At 64.0% G+C, this 15,134-nt stretch carries 14 protein-coding genes; 10 read left to right on the top strand and 4 right to left on the bottom strand.

Translation table 11 applies throughout. The annotated features are described in order from the left end of the window. Positions 1-27 precede the first annotated feature (27 nt). Together CO675_RS06395 and CO675_RS06390 are read left to right on the top strand one after the other, a co-directional pair. Positions 28-1,434, top strand: a complete 1,407-nt coding sequence (locus CO675_RS06395; RefSeq protein ID WP_097671187.1) for an MFS transporter — start codon at positions 28-30, stop codon at positions 1,432-1,434. 209 nt (positions 1,435-1,643) lie between these two features. Continuing rightward, positions 1,644-2,825 (top strand): extracellular catalytic domain type 1 short-chain-length polyhydroxyalkanoate depolymerase, encoded by a 1,182-nt coding sequence (locus tag CO675_RS06390; RefSeq protein WP_198964507.1) that lies wholly within the window; start codon positions 1,644-1,646, stop codon positions 2,823-2,825. 110 nt (positions 2,826-2,935) lie between these two features. Here CO675_RS06390 and CO675_RS06385 read toward each other — a convergent pair whose 3' ends face one another. Beyond that, positions 2,936-3,604, bottom strand: a complete 669-nt coding sequence (locus CO675_RS06385; protein ID WP_097671185.1) for an MBL fold metallo-hydrolase — start codon at positions 3,602-3,604, stop codon at positions 2,936-2,938. Between the two features lie 174 nt (positions 3,605-3,778). On the opposite strand from CO675_RS06385, the gene CO675_RS06380 reads away from it, so the two are divergent. Both CO675_RS06380 and CO675_RS06375 read left to right on the top strand, forming a co-directional pair. Continuing rightward, on the top strand, positions 3,779-4,591 hold the full coding sequence (locus CO675_RS06380) for an RMD1 family protein (RefSeq protein ID WP_097671184.1): 813 nt from the start codon (positions 3,779-3,781) through the stop codon (positions 4,589-4,591). Positions 4,592-4,698: 107 nt separating this feature from the next. Continuing rightward, positions 4,699-6,315 (top strand): alpha-amylase family glycosyl hydrolase, encoded by a 1,617-nt coding sequence (locus tag CO675_RS06375; protein ID WP_097671183.1) that lies wholly within the window; start codon positions 4,699-4,701, stop codon positions 6,313-6,315. 217 nt (positions 6,316-6,532) lie between these two features. On the opposite strand, the gene CO675_RS06370 is transcribed toward CO675_RS06375, so the two are convergent. Next, positions 6,533-7,651: a vWA domain-containing protein gene (locus CO675_RS06370; protein WP_097671182.1), complete on the bottom strand. Its 1,119-nt coding sequence runs from the start codon at positions 7,649-7,651 to the stop codon at positions 6,533-6,535. A 148-nt stretch (positions 7,652-7,799) separates the two neighbouring features. On the opposite strand from CO675_RS06370, the gene CO675_RS06365 reads away from it, so the two are divergent. Continuing rightward, entirely contained in the window at positions 7,800-8,282 is a 483-nt protein-coding gene (locus CO675_RS06365; RefSeq protein ID WP_097671181.1) for an MmcB family DNA repair protein, read from the top strand. 100 nt (positions 8,283-8,382) lie between these two features. After that, positions 8,383-8,688, top strand: coding sequence for a hypothetical protein (locus CO675_RS06360; RefSeq protein ID WP_158231190.1), 306 nt, complete (start codon positions 8,383-8,385; stop codon positions 8,686-8,688). A gap of 101 nt (positions 8,689-8,789) precedes the next feature. Here the strand turns inward: CO675_RS06360 and CO675_RS06355 are convergent, their stop codons facing one another. Next, positions 8,790-9,344: an ActR/PrrA/RegA family redox response regulator transcription factor gene (locus tag CO675_RS06355; protein ID WP_016845514.1), complete on the bottom strand. Its 555-nt coding sequence runs from the start codon at positions 9,342-9,344 to the stop codon at positions 8,790-8,792. Positions 9,345-9,478: 134 nt separating this feature from the next. After that, positions 9,479-10,798 carry an ActS/PrrB/RegB family redox-sensitive histidine kinase gene (locus CO675_RS06350; protein ID WP_097671179.1) on the bottom strand — a complete coding sequence of 440 codons (1,320 nt, stop codon included), beginning with the start codon at positions 10,796-10,798 and terminating at the stop codon, positions 9,479-9,481. Positions 10,799-10,876: 78 nt separating this feature from the next. Here CO675_RS06350 and CO675_RS06345 point away from each other — a divergent pair, with 78 nt between their 5' ends. The 4 genes from CO675_RS06345 to CO675_RS06330 all read left to right on the top strand — a co-directional run bounded on the left by CO675_RS06345 (position 10,877) and on the right by CO675_RS06330 (position 15,050). Further along, positions 10,877-11,734 carry an ABC transporter ATP-binding protein gene (locus CO675_RS06345; protein ID WP_245452665.1) on the top strand — a complete coding sequence of 286 codons (858 nt, stop codon included), beginning with the start codon at positions 10,877-10,879 and terminating at the stop codon, positions 11,732-11,734. After that, on the top strand, positions 11,731-12,555 hold the full coding sequence (locus CO675_RS06340) for an ABC transporter permease (RefSeq protein WP_097671178.1): 825 nt from the start codon (positions 11,731-11,733) through the stop codon (positions 12,553-12,555). The genes CO675_RS06345 and CO675_RS06340 overlap by 4 nt, the downstream gene beginning before the upstream one ends. A 128-nt stretch (positions 12,556-12,683) precedes the next feature. After that, positions 12,684-14,012, top strand: a complete 1,329-nt coding sequence (locus tag CO675_RS06335; RefSeq protein WP_097671177.1) for a polyhydroxyalkanoate depolymerase — start codon at positions 12,684-12,686, stop codon at positions 14,010-14,012. 198 nt (positions 14,013-14,210) lie between these two features. Further along, positions 14,211-15,050: a M48 family metallopeptidase gene (locus tag CO675_RS06330; RefSeq protein ID WP_097671176.1), complete on the top strand. Its 840-nt coding sequence runs from the start codon at positions 14,211-14,213 to the stop codon at positions 15,048-15,050. Positions 15,051-15,134 lie beyond the last annotated feature (84 nt).

Genomic DNA, 15,134 nt, shown 5'->3' with positions numbered 1-15,134 from the left:
ACGACGTCATTTCGGGCAGGACAGCGCATGCACCAGATCGTTTCGACGCGGGCGGAGACCTCCCGCCGCTGGTGGGTGCTTGCGATCGTCGTGGCCGCGCAGTTCATGTTCGGCGTCGACGCCTTCATCGTCAACGTCGCGATTCCGACGATCGCGGCGGAGTTGCACGCGACGCCGGCGCAGATCGAGGCCGTGATCGCGATCTATCTGATCGCCTATGCCACGCTGGTGGTCACCGGCGGCCGGCTCGGCGACATCCACGGCACTAGGAACGTGTTCATCGCCGGCGTCGCGGGCTTCTCGGCGACGTCGCTGTGGTGCGGTCTCGCGCAGTCCGGGCCCGAGCTGATCATCGCCCGGCTGGCACAGGGCGCGACGGCGGCGCTGATGGTGCCGCAGGTGCTGGCGACGCTGCATCTGCTGTTCTCCGATGCCGCCCGCGCACGGGCGTTCGGCATCTACGGCATCGTGCTGGGGCTCGCCGGCGCGGCCGGCTTCATGCTCGGCGGCATACTGGTGACACTCGATCTCGCCGGCCTCGGCTGGCGCACGGTGTTCTTCGTCAACGTGCCGTTCGGCGTCATCATCATCGCAGCCGCCCTGAAGATCATGCCGACGGTGCCGCGCCGATCAGGCACGCGGCTCGATATCCCGGGCGCGATCGTGCTGTTTGTGGGTTTGCTGTGCCTGATCGGGCCACTGCTGTTCGGCCACGATCTCGATTGGACGGCGTGGATCTGGCTGGTGATGGCGCTCGGTGTTGCGATCATTGCGGCCTTCGTGCGGTTCGAGCGCAGCGTCGCGCGCCGCGGCGGCATGCCGCTTATCGATCTGTCGCTGCTGTCGGATGGCGCCTTCATGCGCGGCCTGGTCGCGGTGTTTTGCTTCTTCTTCGCCAATCTGTCCTTCTACCTGATCATGACCATGTTCATGCAGAAGGCCTTGCAGATCCCGCCATTGCAGGCCGGGCTGGTGTTCGTGCCGCTGGCGCTGACCTTCGTGATTGCCTCGCGTCACAGCGGCCTGCGCGCGAGGCATCGCGGCACGCTGGTGCTGATCGAGGGCTGCGCGTTGCAGATCGTCGGCCTCGGTGTGCTGGTCGCGACGGTTCAGGCGATCGCAGCGCCATCGGCGCTCTTGCTTGCGCTGGTGCTTGTCATCTTCGGCTACGGTCAGGGTCTGGTGATGGCACCGCTGTCGAGCGCGGTGCTGTCGAGCGTGAAGCCTGCGAGCGCCGGAGCCGGCTCCGGCATGTATGGCACGACCACGCAGATCGGCAACGCGGCCGGCGTCGCCGCGATCGGCGCGGTGTTCTTCGCCGTCGAAAGTGCGACATCAGCGCATCTGGCGCTGTATGCGGCATGCGCATTGTTTGTGCTGTCGATCATTATTTCAGCCGCATTTCTGTCATGGATGCGACGCGCGAGCGCATGAATCCGCGCCGGTCTGGCGCGCAATCTTGAAAAGTTGGTGCTCGAACAAAGTGCTAAGGCAACTTTTTCGACCAGCCCGCCGCGCGATCACGCGTTAACGCCGATTCTCACATTTCCGCAGGGAAAGAGAGCGCACGGCCTTTTCATTTTGCAGTGCAGCAATTATCTGATCGGGTGACACAGAAGAATAAATCACCTCAGGAGTTGCTGTTGTCCCTGGTCAACAACGTCGAATTCTTGCGTCATCTGCCCAAGATGAACGCGTTCAGCGGTCTCGGCGCGCTTGCGCCGACCGTGCCGACGCCGCTCGTCGAGACGACCGAATTCGGCGTCAACCCCGGCGATCTGAAGATGTTCTCGTTCGTGCCCGCGCAGCTTGCGCGGTCGCCCGCGCTCGTCGTGGTGCTGCATGGCTGCGGCCAGACGGCTGCGTCCTATGATCTCGGCGCCGGCTGGTCGACATTGGCGAAGCATTACGGCTTTGCGCTGCTGATGCCCGAGCAGCAGGCGATCAACAACGGCAACACCTGCTTCAACTGGTTCAATCCGCAAGACATCGCGCGCGGGCAGGGAGAAGCCTGTTCGATTCGACAGATGATCGCGCAGATGGTCGGCGCGCATCAGATCGATCCGCAGCGCATCTATGTGACGGGGCTGTCCGCCGGCGGCGCGATGGCCTCGGTCATGCTCGCGGCCTATCCGGATGTATTCGCCGCGGGCGCCATCATCGCCGGCCTGCCGTTCGGCGTCGCCACCGATCTGCGCGAGGCGCTCAATGCGATGATGCATGCGAGCGCGCTGTCCGCGCCCGAACTCGGCGGACTGGTCCGCAACGCATCCACGCATAGCGGCGCCTGGCCGAAGATTTCGGTGTGGCACGGCAGTGCCGACCGCACCGTACATCCCGGCAATGCTGATGCGATCGTCCGGCAGTGGCTGGACGTTCACGGCCTGCCGCAGGCTGCGATGTCGAAGGCGGATGTCGACGGCCATCCGCGCGAGGTCTGGTGGAACGCCGATGGCGAAACGCTGGTCGAATCGTTCAGCATCACCGACATGGCGCATGGCACGCCGCTCGGGTTGGCCGACAATGACGAGCGCTATGGCGTGGAGGGCGCGTTCCTGATCGAGGCCGGGATCTCCTCGTCGTATCACATCGCGAGCTTCTTCGGCCTCACCGACAAGGTCCGTCAGCCGCACATCGCGCCGACCGGAATCCCGCGCGAGCGCGCCGACACGATCTCGATGACGATCCCGGTGCCTGCGGCCGAGCCCGAGGCTGAGCCCGCATCCGGCCGCAAGAGCGACCAGCCACGCAAGCGGCGGAGCAAGGGTGTCGACGTCGGCGGCGTCATCACGCGGGCGCTGACCGCCGCAGGCCTGATGAAGTAACGGCTGATGAAGCAGCCAGGGCTTCGGTTTTGATTAAATCAGAACCGAAGCTTCCTGCTTTTGACGCGTTTTCTTCACGCGAACCGGTTTCCACTTCGCTCGAAGACGCTCTACATCTCGCCGGTCAGGAACGGGTTCGTCATCCGCTCCTGGCCGATGCTCGATCCGGCGCCGTGGCCGCAGATGAAGCCGACATCGTCGCCGAGCGGCAGCAGCTTCTCCTTGATCGACTGGATCAGTGTCGGATGGCTGCCGCCGGGCAGGTCGGTACGCCCGACCGAGCCGGCGAACAGCACGTCGCCGACATGGGCGAAGCGCAGGCCCTTGTTGAAGAACACCACGCTGCCCGGCGAATGGCCGGGGCAGTGCAGGATGTCGAAGGTGAGGTCGCCGATCGAAACCTGATCGCCCTCGTCGAGCCAGCGGTCCGGCCCGAAATTGCGCACCCCGGTCATGCCGAAGCGCTCGCCGCTCGAGACCACGTTGTCGAGCAGATACTTGTCCGCGATATGCGGGCCCTCGATCTTGACCTGCAGCGCGTCGCGCAATTCGGCGGCGCCGCCGACATGGTCGATATGGCCGTGGGTCAGCCAGATCTTCTCGACCGTCACGCCGGTCTGCTTGATCGCAGCCTGGATCTTCGCCACGTCGCCGCCGGGGTCGATCACCACGGCCTTCTTGGTCGGCTCGTGCCAGATGATGGTGCAGTTCTGCTCGAACAGCGTCACCGGCACGATGATCGCGCCGGCCTTCGGTTTGGTGTCGGTTGTCTCGTTCATGGGGGCACCATAGGCTACCGGAAACTGCCGTCAACACGCGCGGGAATGCGTCGGCTCCGGCGTGTGATCCCAAAACGGACCGTGATAAGGTCACCTCCAGCAGAACACCTTCATGAGCAGGCCGGTAAACGGTTGCCCTCGATCACGCGTTAAGTCCTCGCAGTCCGGAACTTCATGACCCAGGCCCCCAATTCACCGCTCGGCGGACCCCGGACCACCGCCCGCGCCTTCTTCGTCGCGGACCGCATCAACACGTCCGGCCTCGAGCGCGGCGACGTGCTGGCCACCACGCCGCTGGCGTTTCGCGTCAACGACAATGGCGTGGCGATCCTGTTCCGTTATGGCGTCGTCGTCCTGATCGGTCTCAATGCGCTGGAGGAGGATGAATTCCTGCGCAGTCTGCAGTCGCGCATGACCGGTCTGTTCACGCGGCGCGAGGAGGAGATCGCGATCATCGAACTCGCGGCCGAGAAGGAAGATCAGATTCCGCCGGGAGGCCCGATCTATCTGCAAAGCCTGTCGCCGGAGCGGCTGATCCTGGTCGGCGAAGCGCTGGCCAAGAGCGTGGTGCTGGCGCGGCATGAACGCGAGGTCCGGGCGGTGTTCGACACGACCGAGCCGTTGGCGCGCGAGCTCGCCAAGGGCGGCCAGGTCCGGGGCGGCCGCGTCGCGATCCTCAAGCACATCGGCAACGCGCTGTTGGTGCGGCATCGCGTGGCCGGTCCGGTCGAGGTGTCGGAGAAGCCCGACATCCTCTGGGACAAGCCGCATCTCGAGCGGCTCTATGCCCGGCTCGAGGACGAGTACGAGTTGAAGGAGCGCGCGGAATCGCTGAACCGCAAGCTCGCCGTCGTGGCCGAGACCGCGCAGGTGCTGACCGACATCATCGACACCAGCCGCTCGCTGCGGCTGGAGCTGATCATCGTCTTCCTGATCCTGTTCGAGGTGCTGATCACCATCTATCAGCTCGCGATCGCCCGCCACTGACGCATTGCAGCCATTTTTCCGTCCCGAATTGTGCGTCATCCCTGAACCGACAGACCGCCCCGGGGCGCGGGACGGCCTGGACCGGGCTGCGAGCTTGGGGGGACGGGATGGATCGGGACGACAGGGACTGGTGGCGGCGTGGCATCTTCTATCAGATCTATCCGCGCTCGTTCGGGGATAGCGACGGCGATGGCGTCGGCGATCTCAGGGGCATCATCGCGCGGCTGCCTTATCTGACGCGGCTTGGCGTCGACGCGGTCTGGCTGTCGCCGATCTTCCCCTCACCGATGGCCGATTTCGGTTACGACATCTCGGACTACACCGGCATCGATCCGCTGTTCGGGACGATGGAGGATTTCGACGAGCTGGTCGCGGCCGCGCACGATTCCGGCCTCAAGCTGATCCTCGATTTGGTGCCGAACCATACATCGGATCAGCATCCGTGGTTCATCGAGGCGAAGAGCTCGCGCGATAACCCGAAGCGCGATTGGTACATCTGGCGCGATCCGGGGCCGGATGGCGGCCCACCCAACAACTGGCTGTCGGAGTTCGGCGGCAGTGCCTGGACCTATGACGAGGCCTCCGGCCAGTACTACTACCACGCGTTCCTGACCCAGCAGCCTGATCTGAACTGGCGCAATCGCGAGGTCAGGGACGCGATCTATGACGTGATGCGCTTCTGGCTGCGCAAGGGTGTCGACGGTTTTCGTGTCGACGTGATCTGGCACCTGATCAAGGATGCCGAATTCCGCGACAATCCGCCGAACCCGCATTACCGGGAGGGCCGGCCGCCGCACGAGAAGGTGCTGACGCAATATTCGACCGATCAGCTCGAAGTCCACGCGGTCATCACCGAGATGCGCCGCGTCACCGAGGAGTTCGACAACCGCGTGCTGATCGGCGAGATCTATCTGCCGCTGCACCGGCTGGTCGCCTATTACGGCAACGATCTGCGCGGCGCGCAGATGCCGTTCAATTTCGCGCTGCTGTCGACCTTGTGGAGCGCGCGCTCGGTCGAGCAGATCATTGCCGACTATGAGAAGGCGCTGCCGCCGGGGGCATGGCCGAACTGGGTGCTCGGCAATCACGACCGGCCGCGGGTGGCGAGCCGGGTGGGGCCCGCGCAGGCACCGGTTGCCGCAATGCTGCTGCTGACGCTGCGCGGCACACCGACGCTGTACTACGGCGACGAGATCGGCATGCGCCAGGTTGCGATTGCCCCTGGCGAGGTGCGCGATCCCTTCGAGAAGAACGTGCCTGGCATCGGCGTCGGCCGCGACGGCTGCCGCACCCCGATGCAATGGAGCGCCGAGCGCCATGCCGGTTTCTCGACCACAAGGCCGTGGCTGCCGCTCGCGCAGGATTTCGCAACCGACAATGTCGCGAGCCTGGAGGCGGACCGGGCGTCGATCCTCAACTTCTACAAGGCGCTGATCGCGCTGCGGCGAAGGCTGCCGCAGCTCGTCCACGGCAGCTATGAGCCGGTGACGGCGCACGGCGATGTCCTGCTCTATCGGCGGCGGAGCGCCGAGGGCGTGGTCGTGATCGCGCTGAATTTCGGCGCGGCCCCCGCGTCGGTCTCCTCCAGCGCCATCGGCTTCAGCAACGAGGTCCTGCTGTCGACCTTGATGGACCGCCAAGGCGAGAAGATCGAAGGCGTCCTCGACCTGCGCGGCAATGAGGGCGTGATCCTCGGGCTGCCGATGGACTCCGGCAGAGAGTGAGGGGAGCGCGCTGATCAGGCTCCCTCTCCCGCTTGCGGGGGAGGGTGGGGTGGGGGTCTATCCACATTGGGGCTCTCGAAGGTTCGTTGCGAACGATCTGCTTGGCCCCTCAGGCGTGAAATGTTCCTCGTGAACAATTACCGCTCCCACAGCGGCGAGAGCCCCCGCCCTGACCCTCCCCCGCAAGCGGGGGAGGGAATGGAGAGAGTAGTCAGTCCTACCGCTTGATCTGTGCCTTCAGCGCATCCTCGACCACGCGATCGAACGATGCTGCCTTCGGCGCGCTCTTGCGGTGCTCGGTGATATATTTGTCGCGCTTGGCGACCAGTGCGGCGAGCTTCTCGTTCAGCGCCTTGCGCTGGGTGATCTGCTTGTCGATCTCGGCGCTGCGGGCCTCGGGCTTCATGGCGCGGAGATTGTCGGGCAGATCCTCATCCCTGACCTTGGCGATGTCGTTGCGGCCGGCCGCGACGTCGGCGACCAGATCGCCGTCGCCGGTCACCGCCTCCGACGTCACCTTGGCACGCTTGTTGATGAAGCTTGCCATCTCCGAGGCGCGCGCCGGTGAAGCTGCCGCGACGCTCGCCAGCTGCTGGGTCTTGGATTCGGTGCGCTTCTGCAACGCGCGCGGGCCGTAGGGGATCACGGTGCCGTTGATCTCGCGCTGCAGGATGATGATGTCCTCGTCGAACGGTGTCTCGATGGTGACGATCTGGCCGCCGTCCTGCGGGATCGGGATGAATTCGCCGTTGCCGTTCTGCGCGATGTCGCGCCACACCCGCTCGGTATCCTGCGCGTTGCCGGCGAGCACGGCGTTGACGATGATGTCGCGTTGCTTGGCGACCGCGAGCGTCACCGGATATTTGGTGTCCTGCGCATAGTCCATATGCGGCGGAGCGTCGCCGACCAGGAACACGATGCGCGTACCGTCGCGGCCTTGCGTCCATTGCATCTTGTTGACGGCGACGTCGAGCGCCTCGTTGACGCTCTCCGGCCAGTCGCCGCCGCCGCGCGCCTTCAATTCCAGCAGATTGGCGTAGAGATCCTGGATGTCGCGCGTCAGCTCGACCTTTTTGGTCACATACTCGTCGCCGATGTCGCGATAGGCGATCAGGCCCATCCGGATATCGGCGTCGGGATTGGAATCGACGATCGCGGTCGCGATCGACCAGATCTTGCGCTTGGCTCCCTCGATCAATCCGCCCATCGAGCCCGTGGTATCGAGCACGAAGGCGACTTCGACAACGGGCTTGGCGATCGCCGATGACAGTCCGGCGGACAGTGGAAGGGCTGCGAGAGCGAAGACGAACGAGCGAAGTGTGATGCGTGACCGCATGGGTCTCTCCTCCAGTGGTTTCGTCCCTCGGAATCAAGGTTCCACCGGCTTCGCGGTGGCATGAGGCCGGAATCGCGGCGGCCTGGGTGCGAATTTGCGGCCGATTCCGGCGCTGCCGCCGCGCATCGGAATCGGCTATTCTTGAGCGATGGAATCGCCCGCCCGCCAGATCGCCCTTGTGCCCGCGCCCGACCGACGCCAGTCGGAGACTGCGCTGGCGATCGCGCGCGGCACCGCGCGGCTTCTGAGGTCGCTGGGATTTTCCTGCATCAGCGAATTGCCGCTGCCGTCCGGCCGCCGTGCCGATCTGGTGGCGCTGAACGAGCGCGGCGAGATCTGGATCGTCGAGATCAAGTCATCGGTTGAGGATCTGCGCGCCGACCAGAAATGGCAGGACTACCGGATGCATTGCGACCGGTTGTTCTTCGCCTTCACGCAGGATCTGCCGTGCGAGATCTTCCCCTCGGACACCGGCCTGATCATCGCCGACGCCTATGGCGCGCATCTGCACTGCGAGGCGCCGGAGCGTCGCCTGCCGGCGGCCACCCGCAAGGCGATGACGGTGCGCTTTGCGATGGCTGCGGCGCAGCGCATCAACCGGCTGGTCGATCCGCAGGGGCATGAGTTATGAAGGTCGTAGGGTGAGCAAAGCTTGTCGACCATTGCTTGCGTTGTTCATGGTGCTGGGCGTGCTCTACCTTGCCCACCCTGCGACTGGAGCTGAAGCTCGCATGGCCGAACATGCCGTAATCATAGCGTTTCGTTACGAATCCACGAGTCTAGACAGGCTCTTCGAACTGGAGGACTTCTTGCAGAAGGCCATCTCCGGCTCCGGCGTCGGTAAATATGACGGCAACGAGATTGCTGCGGATGGTAGCGCTGCTACGCTTTACATGTATGGTCCCGACGCCGACCGGCTGTTTGAAGTCGTCGTACCGATTCTTCGCGCACGCTCCTTTATGAAGGGGGCGCGCGTTAAAAGGCGGTATGGCAGCGCAAAGAGCGGGGCCAACGAGATCACGTCGACAATTGACTAGGCGTAGGGTGCGCACGCTTCGCTTTGCGAACCGTACGAAGTATCCAAAAAGCAAATGGCCGGGACGAAGCCCGGCCATCGCAAAACCGTATGAAGCGCCGCTTAGCGCGGCGCGCGCTTGGCGAGGATGCGCTGCAAGGTCCGACGGTGCATGTTGAGGCGGCGCGCGGTCTCCGAGACGTTGCGATTGCACATCTCGTAGATGCGCTGGATGTGTTCCCAGCGCACGCGGTCCGCCGACATCGGATTGGCCGGCAACTCGGACTTCTCGGTGCCGGTCGCGAGCAGCGCGGCGACGACGTCGTCGGCATCGGCGGGCTTCGAAAGATAGTCGACAGCGCCCATCTTCACCGCGGTCACGGCGGTGGCGATATTGCCGTAGCCGGTCAGCACGATCGCGCGCGCCTCGGGGCGCTTGCGCTTCAACGCCGAGACGACGTCGAGGCCGTTGCCGTCGCCGAGGCGGAGGTCGACGACCGCGAAAGCGGGCGCAGCGCGGCCGATCTCGGCGAGACCATCAGACACCGTGTCGCATGACTTCACCGCGAAACCGCGCGTCTCCATCGCACGCGACAGGCGTTCCAGGAACGGCTTGTCGTCCTCGACGATGAGGAGCGAGCGGTCGGCATGGTCATTCAGTTCAGTGATGGCGTTCACGATCCATTTTTCCCTGTGGCAGACACCCATTATATGGGGTCCTACTGCGGCGCTGCCAAGGCAGCCGAAAGTCGCGTGCCATTCCGGAAAGAGTGCTGCATCCGGTATGCCAGAGGTGCGATTAAGAATCGTTCTCAGGCTTCGGTTTCATCGGCCGGCGCCGCTTCCTCGAAGCGCTCGCGGGGCCAGACGATCTGCACCACGGCGCCGTGATCGGGGAAGGTGCGATTGGTAAACGACACCTTGGCGCCGGTGCGTTCCAGCAGCGTTCTTGCGATGAAAACGCCCAAGCCCAGGCCGCCACGGGCATTTTGGGCCTCATCTGCGCCCCGGCGGCGCGACAAATACGGCTCGCCGATCCGCTTCAGCATGTCGGGCGCGATGCCCGGGCCGTCGTCGGAGACCACGATCTCGATGGTTTCGGCGTTCCACCACGCGTTCACCTCGACGGTCTGGTGCGCGAAATCGACGGCATTTTCGAGAATGTTTCCGACACCATAAAGGATCGCGGGATTGCGCGCCGCGACCGGTTCACGCGTTGCTGCGACAGCAAGCCGCACCTTGATGTTGATGCCGAAATCGCGATGCGGCGCCACCGCCTCCTCGATCAGGGTCGACAGTTTCATCGTGTCGAACGGCGCGCCGCTTGATGACAATTGCGCAATCTTGCTCAGGATGTCGCGGCAGCGCTGCGCCTGTTCACGCACCGTCTTGAGGTCGTCAGTGATCGCCGGGTCATGCACCGTCTTCTCGAGCTCGCGCGAGATCAGGAAGATCGTCGACAGCGGCGTGCCGAGTTCATGCGCGGCGGCGGCGGCGAGGCCGTCGAGCTGGGTCAGATGCTGCTCGCGCGTCAGGATCAGCTCGGTCGCGGCAAGCGCATCGGAGAGCTGGCGGGCTTCCTCGGTCACCTGGAATGCGTAAAGGCTGGTGACGCCGATCGCGAGCAGGATCGAAAGCCAGACGCCGATCAGATAGATCGGCGGCAGCACCAGCGGATCGTCGCCGTCCCACGGCAGCGGCAGATGGTAGAAGAACAGCGCCGAGGCGCAGGCGACCGCAAGGCAGCCGAGCGCGATCGTCAGCCGGATCGGCAGCACCGTGGCCGAGATCAGCACCGGCGCCAGGAACAGGAACGAGAACGGGTTCTGCAATCCGCCGGTGAAGTACAGCAGGCCGCCGAGCTCGACGATGTTGAACGCGAGCAGGGCCGCGGCATAGGCCGGCTCCAGCCGCTGCATCGGGTTGAACGCGATCTGCAGCGCCAGATTGAGCAGCGCCGAGAACGTCACGATGATGACGCAGGGGACGATCGGAACGTCGAATTCCAGCCCCTGGGCCACGACGAAGATCGCGACGAGCTGGCCGAGCGCGGCGAGCCAGCGCAGCCGCAGGATCGTATCCAGGCGGACATAGCGGCGGGGTTGGCGGAAATCGGAAGCGAAGTCGGTCATCTCTGGACTTTAGCTGTGCCGTGGGCGGCGCACAAATTCGCGACTTAGCGCAAGCACGCCGGGCAAGCCTTGCGCTTATTGTCGCAATGCCTCAATGACGGCGATATGCAACAGCGCGGGACAGGTCAGGCGCAAGCGCCTGCGGCCAAAGAAGCGACTGCGGCCGACCAAGCGCCAGTGGCCGATCAGGGTGGATCGGCCGCGATCGACGTCGCGCATCTGGTCAAGGTCTACAAGACCACCCGCGCGGTCGATGACATCTCCTTCAGTATCGCGCGCGGCAGCATCACCGGCCTGCTCGGCGGCAACGGCGCCGGCAAGACCACGACGATCGCAATGATCATGGGGCTGGTGCTGCCGACCTCGGGCAGCGTCGAGGTGCTGGGCGCGAAAATACCCGAGCAGCGCTATGACGTGCTCGGCCGGATGAATTTCGAGAGCCCCTATGTCGATATGCCGATGCGGCTCACGGTGCGGCAGAACCTGACCATCTTCGGCCGCCTTTATGCCGTGAAGCATCTGCGCGAGCGGATCGACCAGCTCGCCGCCGATCTCGATCTGAAGGAATTCTTGGACCGCTCCAACGGCAAGCTCTCCGCCGGGCAGAAGACCCGCGTCGCGCTGGCGAAGGCGCTGATCAACGAGCCGGACCTGCTGCTGCTCGACGAGCCGACCGCATCGCTCGACCCGGACACCGCCGACTGGGTGCGGCAGCATCTCGAAACCTACCGCAAGACCCATAACGCGACCATCCTGCTGGCCTCGCACAACATGCTGGAGGTCGAGCGCCTCTGCGACCGCGTCATCATCATGAAGCGCGGCAAGATCGAGGACGACGACAGCCCCGAGGGGATCATGGCGCGCTACAACCGCGACACGCTGGAGGAGGTGTTTCTCGACGTGGCGCGCGGCCGGGTACGGGAAGAGACACCATGAGCGAGATCGTCAGCCATCAGCCGCGCGGCATTTCCCTGCAACGCATCAACGCGATGGTGCTGCGCTATTGGTATCTGTTGATCTCGTCATGGCCGCGGCTGCTGGAACTGATCTACTGGCCGGCCTTGCAGATCATCACCTGGGGTTTCCTGCAGAACTACATCTCGCAGGCGTCCGGCTTCTTCGCCAAGGCGGGCGGCACGCTGATCGGTGCCGTGATCCTGTGGGACATCCTGTTTCGCGGCCAGCTCGGCTTCTCCATCTCGTTCCTAGAAGAGATGTGGGCGCGCAATCTCGGCAACCTGATGATGAGCCCGCTGAAGCCGATCGAATTCCTGCTCTCGCTGATGATCATGAGCCTGATCCGGCTCGCCATCGGCGTGATCCCGATGACGCTGCTGGCGCTGTTCTTTTTCGGCTTCAACTTTTACGCCATCGGGCTGCCGCTGATCGCGTTCTTCTGCAATCTGATCTTCACCAGCTGGTCGGTCGGTGTGTTCGCCTCGGGCCTTGTGCTGCGCAACGGGCTCGGCGCGGAGAGCATCGTCTGGACGCTGATGTTCGCGGTGATGCCGCTCGCCTGCATCTACTATCCGGTCGAGGTGCTGCCGGTCTGGCTGCAGTATGTCGCTTGGACGTTGCCGCCGACCTACGTGTTCGAAGGCATGCGGTCGCTGCTGATCGATCACGTCTTCCGCGCTGACCTGATGGCCTGGGCTCTGGTCATCAACGCCATCCTGTTCACTGCCTCTTTTGCGGTCTTCCTTGCCCTTTTGCAGAGCGCCAAGCGCAACGGATCGCTGCTCGCGGGTGGTGAATAAATGTCACTTTCACGTGGATTCTCGGTGTTTTAGCCCTATATCGACCCCAGATTCGGCTCGCGGCGCATTGACGCATTGTTACGCATTGGTCAGTATGCTGCGGCGCAAAACAGGGGTCTGAAAATACTATGCCCATCGGTGAATTTGGCGGTGCGCCGCCACTGGCGGCGGAAGGCAGTCCGGCACTCACGACGCCGCTGTACTGGATGTACGAGATGGCGCATGCGTCGCTCAATCCGGTACGCGCCGTGACCGACGCCACCAAGATCCTGTTTCAGAACCCGCTCAATCCGTGGACGCACACCGAGTTCGGCAAGTCGATCGCCGCCGGCTGCGAATTGTTCGAGCGCACGACGCGCCGCTACGGCAAGCCGGATTGGAACCTGCCGACGACCGAGGTCAATGGCATCCGCACGGCGGTCGAGGTTCGCACGGTCTGGGAAAAGCCGTTCTGCCGCCTGCTGCATTTCGATCGCAAGCTGACGCGCCCGCTGCGCGCGCCGCAGCCGCGCGTGCTGATCGTGGCACCGATGTCCGGCCATTACGCGACGCTGCTGCGTGGCACGGTCGAGGCGTTCCTGCCGACGCATGAGGTCTACATCACCGATTGGGCCGATGCGCGCATGGTGCCGCTCGCGGAAGGGCGGTTCGATCTCGACGATTACGTCGACTACGTGATCGAGATGCTGCACGCGCTCGGCGGCAACATGCATATTGTAGCGGTGTGCCAGCCCTCGGTGCCTGTAGTGGCAGCCGTTTCGGTGATGGAAGCCAATAGCGACCCGTTCGTGCCGCTGTCGATGACGCTGATGGGCGGCCCGATCGATACAAGGCGCAATCCGACCGCTGTCAATGATCTGGCGGCGGAGCGCGGCATCGATTGGTTCCGCAACAATGTCATCACCAAGGTGCCGTTCCCGCATCCGGGCGTGATGCGCGACGTCTATCCGGGCTTCCTGCAGCTCAACGGCTTCATCAGCATGAACCTGGATCGGCACATGGACGCGCACAAGGCGCTGTTCGCCAATTTGGTCAAGGGCGACGGCGATCTCGTCGACAAGCATCGCGAATTCTATGACGAATATCTCGCGGTGATGGACCTCACTGCCGAGTATTACCTGCAGACCGTCGACCTCGTCTTCGTCAAGCACGCGCTGCCGAAGGGCGAGATGACCCATCGCGGCAAGCCGGTCGATCCGTCGAAGATCCGCCGCGTCGCGCTGATGACGGTGGAAGGCGAGAAGGACGACATCTCCGGCCTCGGCCAGACCGAGGCAACGCACGCGCTCTGCACCGCGATTCCGAACCATCGCCGTGTCCACTACGTGCAGAAGGGCGTCGGGCACTACGGCGTGTTCAACGGCTCGCGGTTCCGCTCCGAAATCGTGCCGCGGATCTCCGATTTCATGGTTTCGGCGGCAAATACGCGGCTTTCCCTGGTCGCCGCGGCCGAATAGGTATCGTCCCGGCCGCGATTGCTGCAGTCGCGCAAGTAATTGATTTAACTAAAAGAATGTCAAATCAGCGAAGGCTCAAGTGATGAATTTAATTTCATCTCTTGGACCTTTTTCGTGACTCCGATTCATCAGAAAAAATCCGGTTCCAACCCCAGCCGGTAGAGGTCAATTAACGGCCAACCCCTGTATATTGGGCAAATGATTTGTTTTTGCGCCGAGCGCTTTCCCTGGCGGCGGATATGGCAAAGTTCGGGCGAACTCCTGCTCCCCGGACTCTCAGAAATGGCTACTCGCGCGCTCCTCTATCGGCGGCCTGCCGAACCCGCGACCGTATTGGTCAGACACGGCTCCCAGTTCTTCACCGTCAGGCTGCGCCGGCACCGGCGCGCGCGCCGCTATACGCTCAGGATACATCCGACCGATCGCGAAGCGATCCTGACCATGCCGCCGCGGGGCACGATCGTGGAAGCGAAGGAATTCGCCAATATCCATGGCGGCTGGATCGCCGCCCGTCTTGGCCGCTTGCCGAAGGCGGCGCCGTTCCAGCCCGGCACCGTGGTGCCGTTGCGCGGCGTGCCGCATCGGCTGGTGCATCGCTCGGGCGAACGCGGAACGGTCTGGACCGAGACGCGCGACAGCGGCGAGAAGATCCTTTGCGTTGCCGGCGGCGTCGAGCACATGGATCGCCGGGTGCATGACTTCCTCAAGCGCGAGGCGCGCAAGGATCTGCAGAAGGCGGCGCAGCTGCACGCCGCGGAGCTCGGCGTAAGGGTGCGGCGGATCTCGATCCGCGACCAGTCCAGCCGTTGGGGCTCGTGCACCTCGGCGGGTTCGTTGTCGTTCTCGTGGCGGTTGATCCTGGCGCCGCCCTTCGTGCTCGATTACCTCGCCGCCCATGAGGTAGCGCATCTCGTCGAGATGAACCACTCGGCGCGGTTCTGGCGGGTGGTCGACAAGGTTTGCGCGTCGGTCACGCGCGCCAAGAACTGGCTCGACACCTACGGCAACGACCTGCACCGCTACGGGATTCAGGAGTAGGCGCTCTCGTTGCGCCCGTAGGATGGGTAGAGCGAAGCGAAACCCATCATGACGCGTGCACGAAGCGATGGGTTTCGCTGCGCT

The organism is Bradyrhizobium sp. C9 (genome assembly GCF_002532045.1).
Lineage (GTDB): Bacteria > Pseudomonadota > Alphaproteobacteria > Rhizobiales > Xanthobacteraceae > Bradyrhizobium.
Note: the sequence above shows the minus strand (reverse complement) of the source record. Positions and strands in the feature narration are given on the sequence as shown.